Annotated in this window: 23 protein-coding genes and 1 pseudogene; 11 read left to right on the top strand and 13 right to left on the bottom strand. The window is 62.4% G+C overall.

The annotated features are described in order from the left end of the window. The first annotated feature begins 69 nt into the window (after positions 1-69). Entirely contained in the window at positions 70-531 is a 462-nt protein-coding gene (locus tag P0D71_RS32035; RefSeq protein ID WP_091806467.1) for a MarR family winged helix-turn-helix transcriptional regulator, read from the top strand. A gap of 149 nt (positions 532-680) precedes the next feature. Here the strand turns inward: P0D71_RS32035 and msrA are convergent, their stop codons facing one another. The 3 genes from msrA to P0D71_RS32020 all read right to left on the bottom strand — a co-directional run bounded on the left by msrA (position 681) and on the right by P0D71_RS32020 (position 2,147). Further along, positions 681-1,187: a peptide-methionine (S)-S-oxide reductase MsrA gene (msrA, locus tag P0D71_RS32030; protein WP_408483525.1), complete on the bottom strand. Its 507-nt coding sequence runs from the start codon at positions 1,185-1,187 to the stop codon at positions 681-683. A gap of 178 nt (positions 1,188-1,365) precedes the next feature. Further along, a complete protein-coding gene (locus P0D71_RS32025; RefSeq protein ID WP_408483524.1) occupies positions 1,366-1,638 on the bottom strand; it encodes a hypothetical protein in 273 nt (90 codons plus the stop codon). An 83-nt stretch (positions 1,639-1,721) separates the two neighbouring features. After that, complete coding sequence (locus P0D71_RS32020) at positions 1,722-2,147, bottom strand: Ohr family peroxiredoxin (protein ID WP_408483523.1); 426 nt, start codon at positions 2,145-2,147, stop codon at positions 1,722-1,724. A 315-nt stretch (positions 2,148-2,462) separates the two neighbouring features. On the opposite strand from P0D71_RS32020, the pseudogene P0D71_RS32015 reads away from it, so the two are divergent. Further along, positions 2,463-2,609, top strand: a pseudogene (locus P0D71_RS32015) (FUSC family protein); the annotation flags it as partial. A gap of 31 nt (positions 2,610-2,640) precedes the next feature. On the opposite strand, the gene P0D71_RS32010 reads toward P0D71_RS32015, so the two are convergent. Next, positions 2,641-3,552 (bottom strand): LysR family transcriptional regulator, encoded by a 912-nt coding sequence (locus tag P0D71_RS32010; protein ID WP_408483522.1) that lies wholly within the window; start codon positions 3,550-3,552, stop codon positions 2,641-2,643. 164 nt (positions 3,553-3,716) lie between these two features. Between P0D71_RS32010 and P0D71_RS32005 the strand changes: the two genes are divergently transcribed. Continuing rightward, entirely contained in the window at positions 3,717-4,817 is a 1,101-nt protein-coding gene (locus P0D71_RS32005) for an NAD(P)H-dependent flavin oxidoreductase (RefSeq protein ID WP_408483521.1), read from the top strand. 59 nt (positions 4,818-4,876) lie between these two features. Here the strand turns inward: P0D71_RS32005 and P0D71_RS32000 are convergent, their stop codons facing one another. The 6 genes from P0D71_RS32000 to P0D71_RS31975 form a co-directional block, all read right to left on the bottom strand. Continuing rightward, positions 4,877-5,113 (bottom strand): tautomerase family protein, encoded by a 237-nt coding sequence (locus tag P0D71_RS32000; RefSeq protein ID WP_091806485.1) that lies wholly within the window; start codon positions 5,111-5,113, stop codon positions 4,877-4,879. A gap of 61 nt (positions 5,114-5,174) precedes the next feature. Further along, positions 5,175-5,885, bottom strand: coding sequence for an SDR family NAD(P)-dependent oxidoreductase (locus tag P0D71_RS31995; protein WP_408342037.1), 711 nt, complete (start codon positions 5,883-5,885; stop codon positions 5,175-5,177). Positions 5,886-6,102: 217 nt separating this feature from the next. After that, on the bottom strand, positions 6,103-7,266 hold the full coding sequence (locus tag P0D71_RS31990; protein WP_408483520.1) for a patatin-like phospholipase family protein: 1,164 nt from the start codon (positions 7,264-7,266) through the stop codon (positions 6,103-6,105). A gap of 229 nt (positions 7,267-7,495) precedes the next feature. Further along, positions 7,496-7,879, bottom strand: a complete 384-nt coding sequence (locus P0D71_RS31985; RefSeq protein ID WP_091806492.1) for a hypothetical protein — start codon at positions 7,877-7,879, stop codon at positions 7,496-7,498. A 73-nt stretch (positions 7,880-7,952) separates the two neighbouring features. Further along, positions 7,953-8,396: a hypothetical protein gene (locus P0D71_RS31980; RefSeq protein ID WP_091806495.1), complete on the bottom strand. Its 444-nt coding sequence runs from the start codon at positions 8,394-8,396 to the stop codon at positions 7,953-7,955. Between the two features lie 177 nt (positions 8,397-8,573). Then, a complete protein-coding gene (locus tag P0D71_RS31975; RefSeq protein ID WP_408184400.1) occupies positions 8,574-9,398 on the bottom strand; it encodes an isocitrate lyase/PEP mutase family protein in 825 nt (274 codons plus the stop codon). Positions 9,399-9,701: 303 nt separating this feature from the next. Here P0D71_RS31975 and P0D71_RS31970 point away from each other — a divergent pair, with 303 nt between their 5' ends. Then, on the top strand, positions 9,702-10,556 hold the full coding sequence (locus P0D71_RS31970) for a phytanoyl-CoA dioxygenase family protein (protein WP_408483519.1): 855 nt from the start codon (positions 9,702-9,704) through the stop codon (positions 10,554-10,556). 38 nt (positions 10,557-10,594) lie between these two features. Here the strand turns inward: P0D71_RS31970 and P0D71_RS31965 are convergent, their stop codons facing one another. Next, on the bottom strand, positions 10,595-11,467 hold the full coding sequence (locus P0D71_RS31965) for a LysR family transcriptional regulator (RefSeq protein WP_408483518.1): 873 nt from the start codon (positions 11,465-11,467) through the stop codon (positions 10,595-10,597). 194 nt (positions 11,468-11,661) lie between these two features. Here P0D71_RS31965 and P0D71_RS31960 point away from each other — a divergent pair, with 194 nt between their 5' ends. The 6 genes from P0D71_RS31960 (at position 11,662) to P0D71_RS31935 (ending at position 17,893) form a co-directional block, all read left to right on the top strand. Then, positions 11,662-12,627 (top strand): sugar ABC transporter substrate-binding protein, encoded by a 966-nt coding sequence (locus P0D71_RS31960; RefSeq protein WP_408184404.1) that lies wholly within the window; start codon positions 11,662-11,664, stop codon positions 12,625-12,627. A gap of 72 nt (positions 12,628-12,699) precedes the next feature. Beyond that, entirely contained in the window at positions 12,700-14,313 is a 1,614-nt protein-coding gene (locus P0D71_RS31955) for a sugar ABC transporter ATP-binding protein (protein WP_408483517.1), read from the top strand. 2 nt (positions 14,314-14,315) lie between these two features. After that, positions 14,316-15,317, top strand: a complete 1,002-nt coding sequence (locus P0D71_RS31950) for an ABC transporter permease (protein WP_408483516.1) — start codon at positions 14,316-14,318, stop codon at positions 15,315-15,317. A gap of 60 nt (positions 15,318-15,377) precedes the next feature. Continuing rightward, positions 15,378-16,310 (top strand): ribokinase, encoded by a 933-nt coding sequence (gene rbsK / locus P0D71_RS31945; protein ID WP_091806517.1) that lies wholly within the window; start codon positions 15,378-15,380, stop codon positions 16,308-16,310. A gap of 122 nt (positions 16,311-16,432) precedes the next feature. After that, a complete protein-coding gene (locus P0D71_RS31940; protein WP_408483515.1) occupies positions 16,433-17,536 on the top strand; it encodes a nucleoside hydrolase in 1,104 nt (367 codons plus the stop codon). A 150-nt stretch (positions 17,537-17,686) separates the two neighbouring features. Next, the gene (locus tag P0D71_RS31935; protein ID WP_091806524.1) at positions 17,687-17,893 is read left to right on the top strand and encodes a hypothetical protein; all 207 of its coding nucleotides are present in this window, start codon (positions 17,687-17,689) and stop codon (positions 17,891-17,893) included. 401 nt (positions 17,894-18,294) lie between these two features. Here the strand turns inward: P0D71_RS31935 and P0D71_RS31930 are convergent, their stop codons facing one another. Together P0D71_RS31930 and P0D71_RS31925 are read right to left on the bottom strand one after the other, a co-directional pair. Beyond that, positions 18,295-18,861, bottom strand: a complete 567-nt coding sequence (locus tag P0D71_RS31930; protein ID WP_408294010.1) for an isochorismatase family protein — start codon at positions 18,859-18,861, stop codon at positions 18,295-18,297. A 116-nt stretch (positions 18,862-18,977) separates the two neighbouring features. Then, positions 18,978-20,333: an epoxide hydrolase family protein gene (locus tag P0D71_RS31925; RefSeq protein ID WP_408483514.1), complete on the bottom strand. Its 1,356-nt coding sequence runs from the start codon at positions 20,331-20,333 to the stop codon at positions 18,978-18,980. Between the two features lie 670 nt (positions 20,334-21,003). On the opposite strand from P0D71_RS31925, the gene acnB reads away from it, so the two are divergent. Further along, positions 21,004-23,589, top strand: coding sequence for a bifunctional aconitate hydratase 2/2-methylisocitrate dehydratase (gene acnB, locus P0D71_RS31920; RefSeq protein WP_408483513.1), 2,586 nt, complete (start codon positions 21,004-21,006; stop codon positions 23,587-23,589). Positions 23,590-23,598 lie beyond the last annotated feature (9 nt).

Below are 23,598 nucleotides of genomic sequence, written 5' to 3'. Positions count from 1 at the left end.
TGCGATTTGATCGCATGCGATATATAATCGCGTCTACGAGGCACTTGCCTACGCCCAACGAGGACGCACATGAAATCGACCGACCCGTCAGCCGCCGCGAATGTGAAACTGTCCGACTTCCTGTGCTTTGCGGTTTACTCCGCGAATCTGGCGTTCGGCAAGGCATACAAGCCCATTCTCGAAGAGCTCGGTCTGACCTATACGCAATACATCACGATCATTGCGCTGTGGGAGGAAGACAACCAGACCGTCAGCAGTCTGGGCGAGAAGCTCTTTCTCGAATCCAACACGCTCACGCCGATCCTGAAGAAGCTGGAAGCGGCGGGTTATGTGGAAAGGCAGCGCGACCCCAACGACGAACGCCAGGTGCTGGTCGGCCTGACGAAAAGCGGCCGGCGGCTGCGTGAGAAAGGCCTGAGCATGGACCTCGTCGAAGCGACCGGTCTCGCGCCGGACGAGTTCGCGAAAGTGCAGAAGGCGATCGTGACGCTGCGCAACAATCTCGTCAAAGCGGTTCACGACGGGGAATGAGCGGGGCGGTCGCTCGCGGTTGCCATGACCGCGCGATCCAAGGACTCTTCAAGCGCTTTGCCCATGAAAGAAGCCCATAGACGTCGCCGTCTATGGGCTTTCGCTTTTGCGCCGCGGTGTTGCTCGACCGTGGGCGCCCGGGTTCACCATCAGCCGCGCTTGGGCAGCTTCCAGTCCGGCCGGACGAAGTGGCACGTGTATCCGTTGGGAATACGCTCCAGATAATCCTGATGTTCCGGTTCGGCTTCCCAGAACGGGCCTGCGGGAGCGATCTCGGTCACAACCTTGCCTGGCCACAGATCGGATGCTTCGACGTCGGCAATGGTGTTTTCGGCGACTCGCTTCTGCTCGTTGTCGAGATAGAAAATGGCCGAGCGGTAGCTCATTCCGACGTCGTTGCCCTGGCGGTTCCTGGTCGTCGGATCGTGAATCTGGAAGAAAAATTCCAGGATCTGACGATAGCTGATCTGGGCAGGGTCGAACACGACCTCGAGCGCTTCTGCGTGCGTGCCGTGGTTGCGATACGTGGCGTTGGGCACGTCGCCGCCGGTGTAGCCCACCCGCGTGGACAGGACGCCGGGGTAGCGCCGCAGCAGGTCTTGCATGCCCCAGAAGCAGCCGCCGGCCAGAATGGCGGTTTCGGTTTGCGTCGTCATTTCAATCCTTTTTGTCAGTGGCGCCGCGCCACTCGCAGGTGGGTTGGTTTGCCGTTGTCGGATGCGATCCCACAAGCATGCCAGAGATCGGCCTGGCCGGTCGGCCGGCGGCTAAAGCCCATCATGCCGGCATTGTCATGCCGGGACGGCGGGACCGTGCCGCGGCCGGCGACGCGGCCTAATGACGTGCATAGAGACCGTCGCGCGGTGCAACGGCGGCACCACCCGCTGATTCGGAATGACCGGCGACCACGCCGCCGTATGCCGCTTGCGAGCCGGCCGCTTCATCGGCGCTTGCCGCGACGGTTTGCGCGCTTTGCCCACGTTGCGACGCCGGTGCGCCGGCCGAGGGCCGATAGAAGGGCGCCGGACCATAGCCGCTCGCGAACGCGGGCGCGGCGGCGGAAGCAGACAGGGCGACGAGCAGTACGGCAATGAGTTTGGATTTCATGATGAAGCTCCGTGAAAAGTGGGGAGTGAGAGGCGCAGTCCATGCCGGATCGCGCCCCGGATTCGTTGAGTGGCCGATCAGGATCAGGCTACGTTGACGACGACGTCGATGTTTCCCCGCACGGCTTTCGAATACGGGCAGACTTCGTGCGCTTCGTGCGCGATGGCCTCGGCGAGCTCGCGCGCCACGCCCGGCACGCTGACGTTAAAGCGCGCCTGAAGGAAATAGGCATTGCCGGTCATGCCCAGATCGACCTCGACCTCGACCGACAGATCGGCCGGAAGCTTCACCTTCTTCTCCTGAGCCACGAGGCCGATCGCCAGGATGTAGCAGGACGACCATGCGCCCGCGAACAGTTTTTCCGCGGTCGGATGGGCCTGCACGGCCGTGAACTCGAGGTTGTCGGCAGGGCCTTCGGACGAGGAGAGTTGCAGGTCGACGCGACCGCCACGGCCGTTGACTTTCGTATGGGTTTTGCCGGTGGAGAGGACAGTTTCGATCTTGGTCATGATGAATTCCTTGAAGAGTGCAGGGTGTCAAATCGCTTTAAATCGCATGCGATGCAATCGCATGCGTCGAATAATGGTCGAGAAGTTTGGCTTTGTCAAGCGTATGCGATTAAATCGCATACGATTTTGGGTGGTAGAAAGCCACGACTCGCGGATGGCGCTCAGCAAGTGGCGCTCGCGCCAAGGCAGGGCAGGCCGGCGCGGCAAGCCGCTGAGGACGATTTTCGACCGGAGCCGCTGCGTTCCTTTCGACTAGACTACGAGCTACCCCGATTCGACAGCGCACAACGCCGTGAAGCCAGAAGTGATCCTCGAGGACGGTTTGCCTTCACGTTGATCGTGACGCTGGCGATCGGCGGCGTGCACTCTGTTTCGTTTCTTGGCGCGCGCGCCTGGGAGACGCTTCTCGGCGGGGCGCTCGGACTGCTCGCCGCGAAGTTCATTTTTCCGCTGCGATCCTGACACCGTGATCATCGCGCGAACACCTCCACGCCTACGATCCGAGCCTTTCCATCAGGAAGTCGACGAAACTGCGCACGCGTGACGACAAGTGTCGCGCATGCGGATAGAGCAGGACAAACGGCCGCGAACAACCGCCGTAAGGAATGAGCAACTCCTTCAGCGTGCCCTCGGCGATATCCTTCTCGACGATGAAACGATAGGTTTGAAAAAGGCCCGCTCCGTGACGCGCGAGCGTGGCCCCGGCAAGCACATCGCCCGAGGACGTGTAAGCGCCGCGTGTCATCGTCTCGACCACCGCGTCTTCGTGTTTGAACAGCCACGGAATGTTGCGGCCGGTGCTCGGCAACGCGAACTGGATGCAGTCGTGATGGACCAGATCGTCGGGCGTTTTGAGTTTGGCGGTGCCCCGCAGATAGGCCGGCGAAGCAACGACCACCAGTTCCGCGTCTTCGATCTTGCGCGCGATCAGACCGGAGTCGCCCGGCGCGCTGCCGCGAATGGCCAGGTCGAAGCCTTCTTCACCAAAGTCGATGTTGCGGTTGCTGAGATGCGTTTCGACCGTGACCCCCGGATAGCGGTTGCGAAACTCGGCCAACAGGGGAAGCACGCGATAGTGGCCATATGGCGTCGGCATGCTGATTCGCAGCACGCCGGTGGGCGCCGTCTGTTGTCCGGTCGCTTCGCGTTCGGCTTCGGCGAGCTGGGCGAGCGCCTGCCGGCATTGTTCGAAGTACCGTCTTCCCGCATCCGTCAGCCGGATCTGCCGTGTGGTCCGCACAAACAGGCGCACGCCGAGCCGTTCCTCGAGACGTGCGACCGTGCGACTGACGGCGGCCGGCGTGACGCTCGCGGCGTTCGCGGCCTCGGTGAAACTCTCGAGTTCGGCCGCGAGACAGAACAGTTCGATACTGCCCAGAAGGACGTCTTCAAATTGACGCTGCATGGTCTCTCGGCGACTTGTCTGATCGTGCTGTCTTGTCCGGGCAGAATGTCGCCCGGAACGACCGCAACGCGAACACAACGACGGTGCGGCCGCGTCCGGTGCGCAATAGAGCTTCGTATGGAATATCAGGACTATATTGTAGTGAGACTCGATGGGGAAGCGACATGACCGACCAGACAGACAATCGTGCCTTGCTGCACCTGCTGGGTATCGACAAGCCAATCATTCAGGCGCCCATGGCCGGCGTGAGCACGCCCGCAATGGCTGCGGCGGTCTCCAATGCAGGCGGCCTTGGCTCGCTAGGTGTGGGAGCGATGAACGCTGAAGGCGCTCGCAAGGTGATCCGGGAGACCCGCGCGCTGACAGGCCAGCCGTTCAATATCAACGTCTTCTGCCATCAACCGGCGCAAGCGGACGCGGCACGCGAGCAGCAATGGTTGAACTGGCTCGCGCCGCATTTCGAAAAGTATGGGGTGATCCCGCCGGCAAAGCTCTCGGAGATCTACACGAGCTTCGCGGCGGATCCGGCCATGCTGGCGGTTTTTCTCGAAGAGAAACCGGCGATCGTCAGTTTCCACTTCGGCTTGCCTTCCGCCAATGTCATCGCCGAACTGAAGACGGCGGGTATCAAGCTGCTTGCCAGCGCGACAAACCTGGAGGAGGCGGCGCAGGTTGAGGAGGCGGGCGTCGATGCGATTGTGGCGCAAGGCATCGAGGCCGGCGGGCATCGCGGCGTCTTCGATCCCGAAGCGTATGACGACGGGCTGGGCACCTTCGCACTCACCCGTTTGCTGGTCAGTCGACGCCGGCTGCCGGTGATCGCTTCCGGCGGCATCATGGACGGTGCCGGTATTGCTGCGGCGCTCGCACTCGGCGCCCAGGCCGCACAGCTTGGCACGGCATTCGTGACCTGCCCCGAAAGCTCGATCGACGACGGTTACCGTCGCGCGATGCTGGGCGAGGCGGCGCGCCGCACGACCTTCACGGCGGCAATCTCCGGGCGGACCGCGAGAAGCATGGCGAACCGCTTCACGGCCCTTGGCGCCGACGCGCGCTCACCCGAGCCGCCCGCGTATCCGATTGCCTATGATGCGGGAAAAGCCCTTCACGCCGCCGCGAAAGCCAAAGGGGAGTTCGGCTACGGCGCGCAGTGGGCCGGTCAGGCGGCCGCTCTGGCGAGGTCGATGCCCGCTGCCGAACTGGTGGCCCAGTTGGAGCGCGAACTGAAGGAGAGCGTTCAGCGCTTGCGGCAGTTCGCGGAGTAATGGATCCGCGAACTGCGGGCCGACGGACTATACGGATTGAGCGATCGAGGTGCTGTCGCTCAACCCGGCTTCTGGCTCAGCTGTTTGCGATACGCTAGAACGGGCAATCCGCCCCAACCCCAGTTCTCGGTGTTCACCTCCTCGATGACCACGAAGGTCGATTCGAGCGGTTTGTGCAACACGTCCAGCAGCAACTGACTGACGCCCGCGATGAGTTGGGCTTTTTCGTCGGCCGTGACGGCATCGTTGCCGGGTTTGGAACCCTCGCGGGTCACCTGAATCGTGACGATAGGCATGTCGTTCTCCGTTGTCCTCGGTTGACGTGAAGGGCGCCGGCCAGCGGCGCCCTGGGCGCGATCAGTGGCCTGCGCTCTGGCCGCCGTCGACGTGCAGGATTTCACCTGTCACGAACGGCGCCGAATCCAGATACAGGACCGCACCCACGATATCGCTCATTTCGCCCATATGCCCGACCGGATGCAGTGCGCCGAGCGCTGCATGGGTCTCTTGCGGGTGCATCGGCGACTTGATGATGCCCGGCGAAACGGCGTTTGCGCGAATGCCCTTCTTCGCATATTCGATGGCGAGCGACTTCGTGGCCGAGTTCAGGCCGCCCTTGGTCAGCGAGGCCAGCACCGAGGGCACGCCGTCGATTGCGTGGTCGGTCAGGCTCGTCGTGACGCTCACCACGTGACCGCTACCCTGCTTTTCCATCTGGGCAATAGCGAGTTGCGTGATGTAGAAAAATCCCGAGAGGTTCACGGCGGTGACGGTTGCGTAGTCTTCGGCCGTGTATTGGGTGAAGGGCTTGGCGACGAAAATGCCGGCGTTGTTGACCAGTGTGTCGATGCGGCCAAAACGGGCGAGGGCTTCGGAAACCACGCGCTGCGCGGTGGCCGGGTCGGCGATGTCGCCTGCCACGGTCAGGAGGTTGGGATCTTCCGACGGCTTGACCGAACGTGCGGTTGCAACGACGCGATAGTCGAGCTTGCGAAATGCGTTGACGATTTCGGCGCCAATGCCTTGTGATGCGCCCGTAACGACAACGACTTTTTGTGAGGTGCTCATGGCTAAATCTCCAGATAAGTGATTTGATCAGATGCTGATCGGGCCAGCGGCTCCGATGGGTATGAAATCTAGGCGCATTAGCGCCGATTTCGAACACCCGCCATGGACAAACAGTCTTGCGTGCAAGGTACAAATGGATTGGGCGGTGAGCGGCCGCGCCGGGCGTGCGTTGCGGCCGGCGTCGCGCCGGCGTTGCCGCTTGCGGTGCTGAGGCGATTTATTTCTGGCTGTCCGCCGAGTTCATGCGAAAGACCGAGATGCCTTCCATCGGGTCTAGCGTTTCCCGCCAGGGTGCGCGCTTCAGCAGGCGGGCCGTGTCCTCGTAGCCCGCGAGCCAGCGCCGCTTGATTCCCGCCGACGAAAAATCGATGTCCCGGTTCAGGTCATCGTTATCGAATGCCGGTGCGTCGAGTTCCAGCACTTGCATCGTCGTGCCGCAGCCCCAATCGAGCAGTTCCCGCACTTCCGGCGCGTTGCGTTGCTCTTCGGGCAGGTGCTGGCCGAGCTCACGAATCACATGACGAAGCCGGTGAATCTGCTTCTGCCGATCGAGATGGCTTTCCGCGCGACTCGAATACTGAATATCGCGTTGCCGGCTCATTACCTGCAAGATCGATTCGGGTTCCGGACCGCTGGAGGGCCACAGCTGCACCGAAAAAATCACCGAGTCGCGGCGCGGCCGGTCGTCGAGCACGGCTTCGAGCGGCGTATTCGAATAGATGCCGCCATCCCAGTACGATTCGCCCTCCAGCCGCACCGCCGGAAAGCCAGGTGGAAAAGCGGCGGAGGCCATGACGTGTTCGACGTCGAGCAGATCGTCGCGATTGGTGAAGTACCGCATGCGGCCACTGCGGACATTGACGGTGCCCACGGTCAACCGCGTTGTCTTCTGATTCAGGTAGTCGAAATCGATCAGCGACGACAAGGTGTCGCGCAGCGGTCCGGTCGAATAGAACGCTGCCTGATCGGAGCGAATGCGCGCCTGAATTCCCGCCCAGCTCTGCCACTGTGGCGTGAAAAACGACGGCACGCCTTGAGTGACCGTGGCGACGTCGCGCAACCAGGTGGCAAGTCCGGGCAACCAGTTTGCCACCTCGACGCCATGACAGGCCACGCCGTTCCAGAACTGCGTCAAGCGCGCCATGCGGTTTTCCGGAAGATTGCCGGCAATGATCGCGCCATTGATCGCGCCGATCGACGTGCCGATTACCCAATGAGGTTCGACCTTGCCGTCATGAAGTGCCTGATATACCCCGGCCTGGTAAGCGCCAAGGGCACCGCCCCCCTGAAAGACCAGGACGATCTGGCCGGGAATGTCCGGTACGCCGTCCGGGCCGTTTTCTGCGTTGCTCTGGCGTTCGACGTGCGTCTTGTTACCCATGACAAGTCTCCGGGACACGTGCTGCGGTGCCGCTGATTTTGCCACGGTATGGCCGGCGTGACGGTGGAGATAATCCGTGTCCGACCAACGACGAACTGGGTCAACCTCTCCTTAATCCTGGAGAGCGCGCGCAGCGCCGATAGGCGCGCTTCTTTTTCGCAATGGTTCAGAACGTCGCGTCAGGTACGGACAACCTGGCGATTTGGACATCCACCGCTGGGGCGATGCCCTACGCCTTCGGCAGAGTCGATTTCCTGCTTCGATTGCGCGGTTTCGGCTCGACTCCCACGCGTGGATCGCGTGCGAGCACGAGCGCCGTCAGTTTTTCGGCGACGATCTCAAACGCCGGATCTTCCTGCGGAACATAGAGCCACTTGCCGAGCACCGGATGCGGCCGCAAAGCAGGCATTTCATTGATGAGCGCGGCGTGGCGCTCCTGCGATGTGCACACCAGCAGGCCATTCCAGGGCGCGTCGCGATCGGCGGCCACGAGGCACAAGAGGCCGTCGATATAGGCGGCGTCGCTGCCGAACATACGCTTGCTGAAGAAGGTCGAATCGCGCTCGAACGCGTCGAAGATCCAGACGAGCGAGTTGCGGACAGACGAAGGCATCGGCGTAAAGTCCTGGGCGGCATGAACGAAGCGGAGCGAAAAGCATAGCACCGCGATGTTCAGACGCGCTGCGTCAATGCGTGCAGATCACCGCCGTCAGCAGTAACGGAATGACCATGTGTACAACGGCGGTGCTTCCGGCCGCGCGCAAGCGCTTTTCGACCGACTCGCTCGGTGCGGATAACACGGCGCCGTACAGCGGGCCGGCGAGTGCCTGGCCGCGGCCTTTCTTGAACATCTCGTCGTCCGGTTCGTAGCCGAGCACGGCATAGACGCGAAACCCGAACGCGGTCATGTCGCTGCCATGTACCGGTCGAAACGCGTTGACCGAATTCGTGTCGATCCGCATTGGATTCGGCTCGATGTACTTGTCTTCGATGAGCTGCCCGATGAAATCGTGGGGACGCGCCTGGCAGTCGAATTGCGCGTCGAGCGCGTACGCGTGCGAGGCCGGCGTATAAAAGCCGACGCTCGAGGCGAGTAGAGCTGCAACTGCGGTGAGAGGACGAGGTGCCATGGCTAACATGCCTGAACTGCGAGCGTCGACAGGCCGGACGCTCGCTAGTCAACAGTCTCTCACGTCCTTGCCTTTAGCGTACGTGCGTCAGCGAACCATGGTGGCGTCGGGGGCCGGTTCGCACCGGCGCTCGGTCTGCGTACCGCTCGACGCGTCAGTCACCGCGTTGTCATGCTTCTATGTGCGGTCCTGGAACAGAGCATTGAGTTGCGAGCCGGGCGCCGCGCCGGCGAAGCCGTCGAAGCGTCCCTGAACCAGCGACTGCGCGGCCTGCATGAAACCGCCCCATGCCGCACGCGCCAGCGCCCCGCCGACACTGATGCGCCGCACGCCGAGCGCGGCCACGTCCTGCACCGTGAGCGCCGACGTCGAACCGATCAGCAGATTGACGGGCTTCGGCGCCACCGCCGCCACCACGGCTTCGATCTGTTCGCGCGTCTGGATGCCCGGCGCGTACAGGCAGTCCGCGCCGGCCGCGGCATACGCCTTGAGGCGCGCAATCGTATCGTCCAGATCGGGCGAGCCGGCGAGGAAGTTCTCGGCCCGGCCGACCAACAGTGTCTCGCCGCCGGTTTCGTCGATGGCGCGCCGTGCCGCGCTGATCCGTTCCACGGCGGCTTCGATTGAAAACAGCGGCGCGGCGGCATTGCCGGTGGAGTCTTCAATCGACAGTCCGGCAACGCCGGTCTCGACGGCAAGCCTGACGCTTTCTGCGACCTCCGCGGGATCGCGGCCGAAGCCGTTCTCGAAGTCGGCGTTGACCGGCAAATCCGTTGCTTCGACGATCTCGCGCAAGTGCGCGAGGATGGCATCGCGAGGCAGTGTGTTGTCGGCGTGTCCGGTCGACCATGCAAAGCCGGAACTGGTCGTGGCGAGCGCCTGGAAGCCGAGGGATTGCAGATAGCGCGCGCTGCCGGCATCCCACGGATTGGGCAGGACGAAACAGCCGGAGGTGTGCAATGCCTTGAAAGCGGCGCGCTTCTCGACGACGGTGCGGGACATGCGTATCTCCTGAAAACGGACGAGCGTGAGGCGCTCGTGTTGTGATGTGACAGGGCGGCGGTGGACCTCATCTTCCGTGAAATTCGACCGGTTGTGTCGGTTATACGTATGTTCGGAAAGGCATGGCGGACAACGGTCGACAGCGTGCGCGACAGCATAGGAACCGAGCGCAATGCGCCATCGAAATGGAAAATAAATTCTATTATTATTTATTTGGCAATTATTCTTGCAGATGCGCCGGATTGTCTTCTATGCTTGACCTCAAACGCTGCTGCAACGCGGTGCGGCTCACAGGAGACAGTCGTGGACAGGATCGAAACGAATGATGCGACACCGGGCGTGGTAGTCGAGGCTCTGACGCGTGGTCCCGGCGCGATATGCCTACGCGGACTGTTCAGCGAAAGCCAGGTGGCGGAGGCACGCCGCGTGGTGATGGCTCATTCGGAAGATCGCGCGCAAACCGTCACGCATTTTCAGGGGCAGGCCGCGGAAGAACAGCGGCTTCACTTGCAGCGGCGCGTGTGGAATCTGCTCGCCAAGGGCGACGTATTCTCCGAGATGTCGGAGCAGCCTGTGATCGTGGATGCGATGCGCCGCTTTCTCGGCGACGACTTCATCATGGGCTCGATCGCGGCCAACCGTATTCTGCCCGGCGGGCCCGGCCAGGAACCGCACATCGACTATCCATACTGGGACTACCACATGCCGGACACGTTTCCGCTCGGCATCAACACGTCGTTCGCGCTCAATGCGCAGGTGACGATTCCGCTCGACCCCTTTACGGCTGAGACCGGCGCGACGGCGTTCGTGCCGCACACGCAGCACGAATTGCGCTATCCGGCGGAAGGCGACCGGTTTTTCGAGCGTTGCCAACGCATGACGGCCGAGCCGGGCGATGCCATCGTGTTCTTCGGCGCGACATGGCATTGCGCGATGCCCAATCGCAGCACGCAGGATCGCAGCGCCGTGCTGATCCAGTACTTGCCCAAGTTCGTGAAGCCGATGGAAGACCTGCGCGCAATGGTCGGCGAAGAGTTCGTCAAACGGGCGAGTCCGACCATGCGTCAGTTGCTCGGCCTCAATTTCCCCTACCCGCAGAAGCTCGACGAGATCGCCGTGGCGACCAACGCCGAGGGTCGCAAGAATGCGATGCGTTGAGGCAGGGCGCAACCCGCGCTTGCCGGAATAGCGTGACGCTAGCGGAAAATCTCCGCAATCAGGTTAGCCACGGTCCGGATCCGCTCGCTGTCGCGCAATGCCGGATGCAGCACCATCCACACGTCCTGATCGAGCGACTTGATATGCTTCTCCACGCAGACGAGGTCGCTCGTCGTGTCACCGGCCAGTTGGGCAAGGACGCCGAGTCCTGAGCCGCCCAGAACGCCGTCGAATACGCCCATGCCGTAGCTGCTGCGCAGCGACGGCGCCGGGGCGCCCGGCAGCGTTTTCAGCCATTGCGTGGCCGGATGGTCGGGCTGCCGGTCGTCGTAGCCGACGAACGACAGCTTGTCCCACTCCTTCTTCACGATCGCCGCGCGGTGGCGAAGATAGTAGTCGCGCGAGCCGTAGAGCCCGAAGCGGATCCGCCCGATCCGCCGAACATACAGGTCACCTTCTTCCGGGCACTCGGACCACAGGGCGATGTCCGCCTCGCGACGTGCAAGGCTATAGGGGCGGCGCGAAGTGAGCACTTCGATCGCGAGCCCGGGTAGCCTGTCCTGAAACGAGCCGAGCAGCTTCAGCAGAATGTACGACGGCCACTCGACGGCGTTGATCCGCACCGTGCCGTGCGCGGCCGCGCCGCCGTTCACGTCCGCGGCGCGTTCGATCTGGTGAGCCAGGTCCTCCATCTGCTCCGCCCAGGCCAGCACCCGGGCGCCGAACGCGGTCACGGTACAGCCGGACGGCACCCGGTCGATGAGCGGTTCGCCCAGCCGTCTTTCCAGCTCGGTGAGGCGGCGCGACAAGGTTGGCGCGCTCAGGTCGCACGCCGCCGCGGCGGATCGCATCGTTCCCTCGCGGGCGATTGCGACCAGAATTCGAAGGTCGTCCCAATCGACGTGTTCCATTTTTGAAACGATAGGTTTTGAAATTTGGCATAGCATAACGCAGTTCGCGAGGATAGGATTGGAGCTGGCCATACTTGCCCGGCATCACACGACGAGACCTGCAAGGTCCGGCACGGCGTGGCAAGTGAGGCGTTCCTGCCCATCACACGACTCATCGGCTCTCAGTAGACCGAACGAGCGATACGGAGACATCAATGATTCGCCATTTTCTACCGGCGCGGCGTCGCGCCATCGCAGCCGGCGCGGCCTTCCTCGCCGTGTCGATTTTGCCGATGCCGGCGGCATTCGCCCAGGCCGCGCATAAGCCGAAAGTCGCGCTTGTCATGAAGTCGCTGGCGAACGAATTTTTCCTGACCATGGAAACGGGCGCCAAGGATTATCAGAAGCAGAATCCGGCGAAATTCGACCTGGTCACCAACGGCATCAAGGACGAGACGGACACCGCGAACCAGATCCGCATCGTCGAGCAGATGATCGTCTCGAAGGTCGACGCGCTGGTGATTGCACCGGCCGACTCGAAGGCGCTCGTGCCGGTCCTGAAGAAAGCGGTCGACGCCGGCATCATCGTGGTCAATATCGACAACAAGCTGGACGGCGACGTCCTCAAATCGAAAGACCTGAATATCCCGTTCGTCGGGCCGGATAACGCGAAGGGCGCACAGAAGGTCGGCGACTACCTGGCCAAGCACCTGAAGTCGGGTGACAACGTCGGCATTATCGAAGGCGTCTCGACCACGACCAATGCGCAGCAACGCACTGCCGGCTTCAAGCAGGCCATGGCGTCGGGCGGCATGAAGGTCGTCTCGCTGCAATCGGGCGAGTGGGAAATCGACAAGGGCAACGCCGTGGCGAGCCAGATCCTCAACGCGAATCCGGACGTCAAGGCCTTGCTGTGCGGCAACGACAACATGGCGATCGGCGCCGTATCGGCCGTGCGCGCGGCCGGCAAGGCCGGCAAGGTGCAGGTGGTCGGCTACGACGACATCAATGCGATCAAGCCCATGCTCGCCGACGGCCGCGTTCTCGCCACCGCCAATCAGTACGCCGCGAAGCAGGCTGTGTTCGGTATCGACACGGCTTTGAAAGCACTCTCCGCACACAAGAAACAGTCTGAATTGTCCGGCGTCGTCGAAACGCCTGTCGATCTGGTCACCAAGTAAGCGTGATGCAACGCGTGGCCCGCTGCGTCAAGGGGCCACGCTGACTGATTTCTGTCCAGCTCGATCTATCCGATGTCCATTCCCATTCCCTCCCTTGCCGATGCCCCGCCCGTGCTGCGTGTTCAGGGCATCGGCAAGACCTACGCCGAACCCGTGCTCGCCGACGTATCGCTGGAACTGCGCGCGGGCGAAGTGCTCGCGCTGACCGGCGAGAACGGCGCGGGCAAGAGTACCTTGTCCAAAATCATAGGCGGCCTCGTCACGCCGACTACCGGCTCGATGACTCTCGGCGGCGCGGCGTACGCGCCGGCCAGCCGCAAGGACGCCGAGGCGCTCGGCGTGCGCATGGTCATGCAGGAGTTGAACCTGCTGCCGACGCTCACGGTGGCGGAGAATCTGTTTCTGAACCGCTTGCCGCGGCGCGGCATGTTCGGCTGGATCGACCGCGCCAAACTGCGCGAGGACGCGCGGCACGCCATGGCGCAAGTCGGACTCGACGCGATCGATCCCGACACGTTGGTTGGCACGCTCGGGATCGGGCATCAGCAGATGGTCGAGATCGCGCGCAATCTGATCGGCGACTGCCGCGTGTTGATTCTCGACGAACCGACCGCGATGTTGACCGCCCGCGAAGTCGATCTGCTGTTCGAGCAGGTCGAGCGGCTCAAGGCGCGCGGCGTGGCGTTGGTGTATATCTCGCACCGGCTCGAAGAATTGAAGCGAATCGCGCGGCACGCTGCCGTGTTGCGCGACGGCCGCCTCGTGCATGTCGACGAGATGGCCAACCTCACGACCGATCGTCTCGTGACGCTGATGGTGGGCCGCGATATCGGCGACAGGATCGATCTCGGCGAGCGGCGCATCGGCGAGGTGGCGTTCAAGGTCAGCGGCATGACGCGCGAGCCGGTGGTGCGCGACGTGTCCTTCGAGGTCAAGGCCGGCGAAATATTCGGCATCAGCGGCCTGATTGGCGCAGGCCGCACGGAGCTGATGCGGCTCATTTATGGCGCGGACCGCGCGGACGCCGGCAGTGTCTCGATCGGACGTGAAGGCGGGTCACCCGTACCCGTGGCGATCGCCTCGCCCGCGGACGCCGTGAAGCACGGCATCGCACTGATCACCGAAGATCGCAAAGGCGAGGGGCTTCTGCTGACCCAGCCGATCGCCGCCAACATCTCGCTGGGCCACCTGCGAGCCGTGTCGAGCAAGGGTGTAGTGGACGGCCGTCGCGAGGCGGCCTTGGCGCACCAGCAGATCGACGCCATGCGCATTCGCAGCGCCGGGCCGTCGCAGCCGGTGTCGGAGCTGTCCGGCGGCAACCAGCAGAAGGTGGTGATCGGCCGGTGGCTTGCGCGCGATTGCACGGTGCTGCTATTTGACGAACCCACGCGCGGCATCGACGTCGGCGCGAAGTTCGATATTTATGCATTGATGGGCGCGCTGGCTCGCGAAGGCCGTGCTCTCGTGGTCGTATCGAGCGATCTGCGCGAATTGATGGCGATTTGCGACCGGATCGGCGTGATGTCGGCGGGACAGATGACGGGCCTGTTCGAACGCGGCAACTGGACCCAGGACGCGCTGCTGGCCGCGGCATTCGCCGGCTACGCGAAGCGCGAGGACTTGCTGCACGAGCCGATCGAACCCGACGCCAAAGCGCCCGACGAAAGCAAATTTGTGGAGTATTGAGCATGACCGTAGAAACCAGCCTGCCTACATTGCAGAACGAACCACCCAAGCATGCAAAGCCGCTCGGCGCACGCCTCGGCTTTTCGAACTACATCGGACTGCTCGGCGCGCTCCTCGGGATGATCGTACTGTTCTCGCTGCTGAGTTCGCACTTCCTGACCTACGACACATTCAGCACGATCGCGAACCAGATTCCCGATCTCGTTGTGATGTCGATCGGCATGACCTTCGTGCTGATCATTGCCGGCATCGATCTGTCGGTCGGCTCGGTGCTGGCGCTCGGCGCGGCGCTCACGAGCGTCGCGGCCTTGCAGTGGCATTGGGCGGCGTTGCCCGCGGCCTTGCTCGGCATGGCCGGCACGACCCTGACGGGCTGCGTGACCGGCGCGATCACGGTGGCCTGGCGGATTCCGTCGTTCATCGTGTCGCTCGGCGTGCTGGAAGCGGCGCGGGGTCTCGCGTATCAGTTGACCAACTCGCGCACGGCCTATATCGGCGACGCGTTCGATTTTCTCTCCAACCCCATCGCGTTCGGCATTTCGCCGGCGTTCATCATTGCCATTGTGGTGATGGTCGCCGCGCAGTTCGTGCTCACGCGCACGGTCTTCGGCCGCTATCTGGTCGGCATCGGCACGAATGAGGAGGCGGTGCGCCTTGCGGGCGTCAATCCGAGGCCCTACAAGATTGCGGTATTCGCGATGATGGGTCTGCTGGCCGGCCTTGCTTCACTGTTCCAGATTTCGCGGCTCGAGGCCGCCGACCCGAATGCCGGGCAGGGTATCGAATTGCAGGTGATCGCGGCGGTGGTTATCGGCGGAACGAGTTTGATGGGCGGGCGCGGTTCGGTGACGAGCACCTTCTTTGGCGTGTTGATCATCTCGGTGCTTGCCGCGGGGCTCGCGCAGATCGGCGCGACTGAGCCGACCAAGCGCATTATTACGGGAGCCGTCATTGTCGTCGCCGTCGTGCTGGATACTTATCGAAGCCGGCGTCGCGCCGCATAATCGGATCATTCGGTGAATGGTGGGCCGCAATCGTCTTGCGTGGGATGGGAGTAATTGAAAGTGTCAAAAGAAACTAAGCAGGGTCGCGTTCTGGTGGTAGGCAGCATCAATACGGATCTGGTCGCCCGTGCGCCGCATTTGCCGCGCCCAGGCGAGACGATCGGCGGGCACGAGTTCTCGCAGGTTGCCGGCGGCAAGGGCGGGAACCAGGCTGTCGCGGCCGCGCGCATCGGCGCGCAGGTGGCCATGGTCGGATGTGTCGGGAAAGACGCGAACGGCGCGCAGCGGGTCAAGGATCTGGAAGCGGAAGGTATCGACTGCAGCGGCGTCGAGGTTCATCCGACCCAGCCCACCGGCGTTGCCATGGTAACGGTGTCGGACGACGGACAGAATACGATCGTCGTGGTCGCAGGTAGCAACGGCGAACTCACGCCACAGAGCGTGGCTCGCCATGAGGCGGCCATCAAGGCGTGCGATGTCGTGGTCTGCCAGCTCGAAACGCCGTGGGATTCCGTTCACGCGACGCTCGCACTGGCTCGGCGGCTCGGCAAGATCACCGTGTTGAACCCGGCGCCGGCAACGGGGCCCTTGCCGGCGGAATGGCTGCCGCTCGTCGATTACCTCGTGCCGAACGAGGTCGAGGCCGCGATCCTGGCCGGCCTGCCGGTCGAATCGCAAAGCGGCGCCCGCCGCGCGGCGACGGAGCTGCAAAGAGGCGGCGCGCGCAATGTGATCGTCACGCTCGGCGCGCAGGGGGCTTATCTTCTCGTGGAAGGCGGCGAGGGCATGCATTTTCCCGCGCCGCAAGTGCAAGCAGTCGACACCACGGCGGCCGGCGACACGTTTATCGGCGTCTTTGCCGCGCAACTCGCCTCACGGCAGCCGCTGGAAGGCGCGATCAACCTCGCGCAACGCGCGGCGGCGATTTCCGTGACGCGTGCCGGCGCGCAGCCTTCAATACCCACTCGCGCGGAAGTGGATAGCGCCGCCTGACACGGATGCCGGTTGTGACATGAGGCGGTCCGTACTGCCACGTTCGGTGGCTCGACGTTGATTTATCGGCACCATCTCGCGATGGTGTTCCCTTATCAATCACGCTCTCGAATGGACGAAACATGAGATCACAATGTATAGGCATACTGATGATGTCGCTGGGTCTCGCTGCGTGCGGAGGAAGTATATCGACCACGGATCCTCTCGCTAACGCGCCGAAGATCATCATCGATTCAGACTTCAATACGATGGGGGACGACGGCCAGTTGTTCGCCATGACCACGCAGTTGATGGGACAGGGCAAGGTCAATCTGCTCGGACTCACTGTCGTTACCGGCAACGACTGGCTGCTTCAGGAAGAATCGGATGCGCTCAAGGCAGTGGAGCGCATGGGCGTGCAGAACGTGGTGGGTGTCTACGGCGGCGCGGATTATCCGTTGCACTACGATGTGGCCAGTATTCGCGCCCAGCAGGCGGCTAACCCGCAAGGCTATTTTGGGGCATGGAGCCGCCCCGAGCCTACCCAGCAGTCGCAGCTAGTGGCTCCGCCGGATGGCTTCGCGGTGTCGACGAAACTGCAGACGCAGAGCGCTGCGGATTTCATGATTCAGACCATCAAGCGTTATCCGAACCAGGTCACCATTCTCGAAGTGGGACCCCCTACCAACCTCGCCACAGCGATCATGAAAGCGCCGGAGATCGTGCCGCTGATCAAGCGGATCGTCTATATGGGCGGCGCGATGGCTGTGCCGGGCAATGCTAACGCCGTCGGGGAGTTGAACTGGTGGTTCGATCCGCTCGCGGTACGCACGGTGTTGCAAACGCCGATTCCCCAAGCCGTGATTCCCCTCGACGTGACGAATACGGTGCCGCTGACGCAAAGCGTGTATGACCAGATCGTCAATGACCCAAACAAGCAGACTGCGGTGACGAAGGCGTATGGGATTGCCAATGCGGGTGCATTCGCGAGTCATACCGATCTGTTCGATACGCTGACTATTGCGTACTTTCTCGATCCTGGTTACGCCACGCAAACCAAAAGCGCCTACCTCGATATCGACACGGCGAGCGGCGAAGATCAGGGGCATGTGATGGTGTATCCCGATCGGCCGGCAGCGGGCGCTTCTCCGCAGAAAATCACCTACGTGACGCAGTTCGATAACAACCGGTTTTTCAGCCTTTATGTTGATCTGCTGACGCGACCCGTGCCGATTACGTTGCCGTGATGTCGTGCCGGTTGCGGGCGGCAGTAGAGTAAGTTCTCGTCGTATGCCTGGACTCAGGGCCGTTGACCTGGCAAAATAGGGTGCCCGGATGCCGTCATGTGTCGCGAGTCTGCAAGCGGTTTGGATATCTCTACGAATAGCAATGGTGGTATGGAAACGAAACGATCGCGGGTTCGCCGTCAAATATTATGTCCGCCGATCGGTGCGCTGCTGCGCTACCAGACACGCATCGTCCGCGTCGTTGCAGAAGCGCGCGGGCAGCGGGCAATGATCGAATCGCTCGACACCACGGGCAGGGCATTCGTCAGTACCGTGAAGTGGGCTAGCCTGTGTGAACTCGGCGCGCAGTTGTTCTGATCCGGTCGCCACAGCGGTGTGAGCAGAATCAGGGAGCGGTCTTATGCGGAAACGGAAGGTCGCAGCAAAGATGGGCGGAGGATCGAGTCTGCCGGAACTGCTGAGCCGGCTTGAACTGGCATTGGTGGGAATGTCCGATCGCAAATCGGTTTGCAAAGCACTGCTGGATCTGAACCGGGCGCTCGGCTCGGTCGGCGAGATAGCGCCGAGACGATGCAGTCGGACTACGCATCCGCGGCGTCAGCGCCAGACGGCGGTCGAATCTTTGTCGCTGTTTTCTTGAGTCTGTCTGTCGGAAGCGGTGATCCGCTAGCTTTTATCGCTCGCATTCAAACAGACGCGTGAAATGCGGGTTGGCTCTTCCGTCTCGTGTTTGGGCTCAGGCCACACACTATGTGGATTCAGGAGCCTGCCAGGAGCGCGAAATCCACGTCTTTGCTCTCGACCACGCCGCCCGTACGCCCCGGCGCGCGTTGATTGCTCCAATAGAGATTCGTGTGTGCGATCACTCCGTCCGGTGGAGGCGCGCCCCATGGCGTCATGTCGACCGTCGTATGAGCGTCGCTGACCAGAATCGCGTCATAGCCACGCACGAGCGCGCCGTGCAGCGTCGAACGAATACACATGTCGGTTTGCGCGCCGGTCACGATAAGCTTACCGACAGCAAGCGTCGATAGCACATGCTCGAGGTTAGTGCCTTCGAACGCGTCGCGGTAGCTCTTTTCAATAATCGCCTCCGAGTGTCGTGGCGACAGCTCGTCGACGATCTGCCACGGGCCGCTGCCAGGTTCCAGCTCTTCGTCACCGTGGCGGACCCAAACGAGCGGTACATTCGCGCTGCGCGCTTTCTCGACGAGCATGTTGACTGCGCGCAGCACTTCCTGGCGGCGATAGGCTTGAGCGACGACGCCGTTCTGAAGATCGATGACAATGAGGGCGGTATTCGGGCGATTGACGAGCGTAGTCATGGAGTCTCGAGTCGGTTCGGTTGAATCGCAAACACAGCGAGAGAAATTCTGCGGTTCAGGTCTCATGGAGAATAACTCAAGCGCGCGGCTACGGCCGCCCTTTGCTGACATCTCCGCTATTGCCGCAGCGGCCTCAACCCTGCACGAACCTCCTCTGCGAACAACTGCGGCTGTTCCCAGGCCGCAAAGTGTCCGCCCTTGTCGAGCCGGTTGTAATAGACAAGCTTGTGATACGCACGCTCGGTCCAACTCCGCGGGGCCTGATAGTTCTCGCGAGGAAAAACGCTCACGGCAGCGGGAACCGATACATCGGCGCTGGCCAGAAAGTTGAAATGAGACTCCCAATAAAAGCGCGCGGCGGAAATGCCCGTGTTCGTCAACCAATAGAGCGTGATGTCGTCGAGGACATCGTTGCGGGTTAATTCGCCCGCGGACTCACCATTGACGGGATGCCCAAACACGGCCGAGGTCAACGCCGCCGCTGGCTGAACATAGCCGTCGCCGTGATCGAGAAGCCAGCTCGCCAGCGCCACGGGCGAGTCGGACAATCCGTATAGCGTTTGTGGACGCGTCCCCATCTCCAGCGCGTAGGCGCGTCTTTTCCTGGCCGCACTGGCCAGCTGCTCATAAGCGTGCCTTTCGTCATCCGGGAGGCCGGAGGGCGTCGGATCGCCGGCCTGAAGCGCCTTTGCTATTTCAGCGGGAACGGTGGCGGGAAAGTTGACATGAATGCCCAACAATTCCGGTGGCGCCTGCTTACCCATTACGTTGCAGACAACGCCGCCCAGGTCGCCGCCTTGTGCGGCGAATTTCTCGTAACCAAGGCGTTTCATCAGCACGACCCAGGCGCGCGCTGTCTTCTCCGGCCCCCAACCGGTCGTGGCCGGTTTGCCCGAAAAACCGTAGCCGGGCAGCGACGGAATGACCAGATGGAACGCATCCGACGCACTCGCGCCATAGGCCGTTGGATTGGTCAACGGATCGATGATCTTGAACTGCTCGATGACCGACCCGGGCCACCCGTGCGTGACGATGAGCGGCATCGCATTCTCGTGCTTCGACCGAACGTGGATGAAGTGAATGTCCAGCCCATCGATCTCGGTCACGAACTGCGGCAGGGAATTCAGCTTCGCTTCACATTTGCGCCAGTCGTAGTCCGTTGCCCAATGGCGCGCGAGTTCCTGCACCGTCGCGAGCGGCACACCTTGGGAGTCGTCGGTAACCGTCTCCCGTTCAGGCCACCGTGTTGCCTTGATGCGCCTTCGCAAATCGACAAGCTGCGATTCAGGTACGTGTACACGAAGTCGACGAATAGCTGTTTTGTCGCCGTCGGCCGCTTGAGCGACCTGAGCGATAGCCGGGTTCGTTTCTGCAACCGCGAACTGGCTCAATGAGCCGGCCGCAACGGTAGCCGCCACGACGCCAACGAAATGACGGCGAGACGGCGATTGGGGAGAGGTGTTGTCTGACATACGGCCTCTAAATCGTGACGAAGATAGGTTGCTGTTCAATGGCGACGTGGTTCCTGCGAGCCACTGCTGGCATTACTCCACGCACAGAGCGCTCGACACGGACGCGTTGGGGTGCGCGGAGGTACTCCGCCGGCTTCCTGCAAGTCGGTCCAAAAGCATGCGTAGAGTCACGCTCAACCTGATGTGGCACGCGCAGATGCATTGCCGCACGAGCCCAACGCCCGATGTCCGTATTCGAGCGCACGGATATATCCCGCATGTGTCGGGAACGGTGCTTTTTGTGTACGGCTGTATCAACCTGTTCTAAAGATACATTGCAATACAAACGGTCATTGTGCTCGCGCGATTCCCGCCTGATGCGGAGCGGATTGAGGCGGTGCCGCAATTGGCGGAGCATCTTGAGCGCATTCATGATGCTGATTGTGTCTGTGTCCATGGATGGGCCGGAGCGGTTACGTGCTGCCGCCGTGCAACCGGCGTTTTGACAGTCCATTCGACGACTCCGCCAACATCATCTTCCCGCTGCCCGCATTTTCAACTCTTATATAAGACATAAGACATTTGACCTTGCCGCCGGATCCTATTAAAATCGTGTTGAAAACAGTGCCCGGCACAGTCTCGGCGTGCCATGCAAGCTATCCCCTGAAACGCAAATACCAGCAGGTTTCCCATGCTTGAAAACTATCGTGTTCACGCGGCCGCACGCGCCGCGCTCGGCATTCCTCCCCTGCCGCTGACGGCTCAGCAGACCGCCGAGTTGGTCGAGCTTCTGGCGAATCCGCCGGCCGGTGAAGAGCAGACCCTGCTCGACCTGCTCACCCATCGCGTGCCCGCCGGCGTGGACGAAGCGGCCCGCGTGAAGGCAGGTTTCCTTGCCGCCGTCGCCAAAGGCCAGACCGCCTGCGCACTGATTTCGCGCGCCCGCGCCACCGAACTGCTGGGCACGATGCTGGGCGGCTACAACATCCAGCCGCTGATCGAGCTGCTGTCCGACGCCGAAGTCGCCGCCGTAGCTGCCGACGCGCTGAAGAAAACCCTCCTGATGTTCGACCAGTTCCACGACGTCAAGGAACTGGCCGACAAGGGCAACGCGCACGCCCAGGCCGTGATGCAAAGCTGGGCCGAGGCCGAATGGTTCACCAGCCGTCCGGAAGTGCCGCAAAGCCTGACTATCACCGTCTTCAAGGTGACGGGCGAAACCAATACCGACGACCTGTCGCCGGCCCCGGATGCCACCACCCGCCCGGACATCCCGCTGCACGCGCTGGCCATGCTGAAGAACGCGCGTCCCGGTATCACGCCGGAAGAAGACGGCAAGCGTGGCCCGATCAAGTTCATCGAGTCGCTGAAGGAAAAGGGCCACCTGGTCGCGTACGTGGGCGACGTGGTCGGCACCGGCTCCTCGCGCAAGTCGGCCACCAACTCGGTGCTGTGGTTCACGGGTGAAGACATTCCCTTCATCCCGAACAAGCGTTTCGGCGGCGTGTGCCTGGGCGGTAAGATCGCCCCGATCTTCTACAACACCATGGAAGACGCCGGCGCCCTGCCGATCGAACTCGATGTGTCGAAGATGGAAATGGGCGACGTGGTCGAACTGCGCCCGTACGAAGGCAAAGCGCTGAAGAACGGCGAAGTGATCGCCGAGTTTCAGGTCAAGTCCGACGTGCTGTTCGATGAAGTGCGCGCCGGCGGCCGCATTCCGCTGATCATCGGCCGTGGATTGACCAGCAAGGCGCGTGAAGCGCTGGGCTTGCCCCCGTCGACCCTGTTCCGCCTGCCGCAGCAGCCGGTCAACAGCGGCAAAGGCTTCTCGCTGGCCCAGAAAATGGTCGGCCGCGCCTGCGGCCTGCCGGAAGGCCAGGGCGTCCGTCCGGGCGCGTACTGCGAACCGAAAATGACCTCGGTCGGCTCGCAGGACACCACCGGCCCCATGACCCGCGACGAGCTCAAGGACCTGGCGTGCCTGGGCTTTTCGGCCGACCTCGTCATGCAGTCGTTCTGCCACACCGCGGCTTATCCGAAGCCGGTGGACGTGAAGACCCACCACACTCTGCCGAACTTCATCAGCACCCGTGGCGGCATCGCGCTGCGCCCGGGTGACGGCGTGATCCACTCGTGGCTGAACCGCATGCTGTTGCCCGACACCGTGGGCACCGGCGGCGACTCGCACACGCGCTTCCCGATCGGTATCAGCTTCCCGGCCGGTTCGGGCCTGGTCGCGTTTGCCGCCGCCACCGGCACGATGCCGCTGGACATGCCGGAATCGGTGCTGGTGCGCTTCAAGGGCAAAATGCAGCCGGGTGTGACCCTGCGCGATCTGGTCAACGCGATTCCGCTCTACGCCATCAAGCAAGGCACGCTGACGGTGGCCAAGCAAGGCAAGAAGAACATCTTCTCGGGCCGGATTCTCGAAATCGAAGGCCTGCCCGAACTGAAGGTCGAGCAAGCGTTCGAATTGTCGGATGCTTCCGCCGAGCGCTCGGCCGCCGGTTGCACGGTCCACCTGAACAAGGAACCGATCATCGAATACCTCAACAGCAACGTCACGCTGCTGAAGTGGATGATCGCGGAGGGCTACCAGGACCCGCGCAGCCTGCAGCGCCGCATCAAGGCAATGGAGCAGTGGCTGGCTGACCCGCAACTGCTGTCGCCGGATGCCGACGCCGAGTACGCAGCCGTCATCGAGATCGATCTCGCCGACATTCACGAGCCGATCGTGGCCTGCCCGAATGATCCGGACGACGTGAAGACGCTCTCGGACGTGGCCGGTGCCAAAATCGACGAAGTGTTCATCGGCTCGTGCATGACCAACATCGGTCACTTCCGTGCCGCATCGAAGCTGCTGGAAGGTAAGCGCGACATCCCCGTCAAGCTGTGGGTGGCCCCGCCGACCAAGATGGACCAGAAGCAGTTGACCGAGGAAGGCCACTACGGTGTCTTCGGTACAGCCGGCGCCCGTACCGAAATGCCGGGCTGCTCGCTGTGCATGGGCAACCAGGCTCAGGTGCGCGAAGGTGCGACGGTCATGTCGACCTCGACCCGTAACTTCCCGAACCGTCTGGGCAAGAACACGAACGTGTATCTCGGCTCGGCGGAACTGGCGGCGATCTGCTCGCGTCTGGGCAAAATCCCGAGCAAGGAAGAGTACATGGCAGACATGGGCGTGCTCACCGCCAATGGCGACAAGATTTACCAATACATGAACTTCGACCAGATCGAAGACTTCAAGGAAGTGGCCGACACCGTGCAGATGTAAGCGTGCTGT

Origin of the sequence: Paraburkholderia sp. RL17-383-BIF-A, assembly GCF_046028015.1 — a bacterium.
In the GTDB taxonomy this organism is placed as follows: Bacteria; Pseudomonadota; Gammaproteobacteria; order Burkholderiales; family Burkholderiaceae; genus Paraburkholderia.
The sequence above is the reverse complement of the archived record's forward strand: the minus strand, read 5'-3'. Positions and strand labels throughout refer to the sequence as shown.

Coding starts and splice junctions, on each gene's coding strand:
- P0D71_RS32035 (WP_091806467.1), top strand. CDS start 70: ATGAAATCGACCGACCCGTCAGCCGCCGCGAATGTGAAACTGTCCGAC.
- msrA (WP_408483525.1), bottom strand. CDS start 1,187: ATGACGACGCAAACCGAAACCGCCATTCTGGCCGGCGGCTGCTTCTGG.
- P0D71_RS32025 (WP_408483524.1), bottom strand. CDS start 1,638: ATGAAATCCAAACTCATTGCCGTACTGCTCGTCGCCCTGTCTGCTTCC.
- P0D71_RS32020 (WP_408483523.1), bottom strand. CDS start 2,147: ATGACCAAGATCGAAACTGTCCTCTCCACCGGCAAAACCCATACGAAA.
- P0D71_RS32010 (WP_408483522.1), bottom strand. CDS start 3,552: ATGCAGCGTCAATTTGAAGACGTCCTTCTGGGCAGTATCGAACTGTTC.
- P0D71_RS32005 (WP_408483521.1), top strand. CDS start 3,717: ATGACCGACCAGACAGACAATCGTGCCTTGCTGCACCTGCTGGGTATC.
- P0D71_RS32000 (WP_091806485.1), bottom strand. CDS start 5,113: ATGCCTATCGTCACGATTCAGGTGACCCGCGAGGGTTCCAAACCCGGC.
- P0D71_RS31995 (WP_408342037.1), bottom strand. CDS start 5,885: ATGAGCACCTCACAAAAAGTCGTTGTCGTTACGGGCGCATCACAAGGC.
- P0D71_RS31990 (WP_408483520.1), bottom strand. CDS start 7,266: ATGGGTAACAAGACGCACGTCGAACGCCAGAGCAACGCAGAAAACGGC.
- P0D71_RS31985 (WP_091806492.1), bottom strand. CDS start 7,879: ATGCCTTCGTCTGTCCGCAACTCGCTCGTCTGGATCTTCGACGCGTTC.
- P0D71_RS31980 (WP_091806495.1), bottom strand. CDS start 8,396: ATGGCACCTCGTCCTCTCACCGCAGTTGCAGCTCTACTCGCCTCGAGC.
- P0D71_RS31975 (WP_408184400.1), bottom strand. CDS start 9,398: ATGTCCCGCACCGTCGTCGAGAAGCGCGCCGCTTTCAAGGCATTGCAC.
- P0D71_RS31965 (WP_408483518.1), bottom strand. CDS start 11,467: ATGGAACACGTCGATTGGGACGACCTTCGAATTCTGGTCGCAATCGCC.
- P0D71_RS31960 (WP_408184404.1), top strand. CDS start 11,662: ATGATTCGCCATTTTCTACCGGCGCGGCGTCGCGCCATCGCAGCCGGC.
- P0D71_RS31955 (WP_408483517.1), top strand. CDS start 12,700: ATGTCCATTCCCATTCCCTCCCTTGCCGATGCCCCGCCCGTGCTGCGT.
- P0D71_RS31950 (WP_408483516.1), top strand. CDS start 14,316: ATGACCGTAGAAACCAGCCTGCCTACATTGCAGAACGAACCACCCAAG.
- P0D71_RS31940 (WP_408483515.1), top strand. CDS start 16,433: ATGAGATCACAATGTATAGGCATACTGATGATGTCGCTGGGTCTCGCT.
- P0D71_RS31935 (WP_091806524.1), top strand. CDS start 17,687: ATGGAAACGAAACGATCGCGGGTTCGCCGTCAAATATTATGTCCGCCG.
- P0D71_RS31930 (WP_408294010.1), bottom strand. CDS start 18,861: ATGACTACGCTCGTCAATCGCCCGAATACCGCCCTCATTGTCATCGAT.
- P0D71_RS31925 (WP_408483514.1), bottom strand. CDS start 20,333: ATGTCAGACAACACCTCTCCCCAATCGCCGTCTCGCCGTCATTTCGTT.
- acnB (WP_408483513.1), top strand. CDS start 21,004: ATGCTTGAAAACTATCGTGTTCACGCGGCCGCACGCGCCGCGCTCGGC.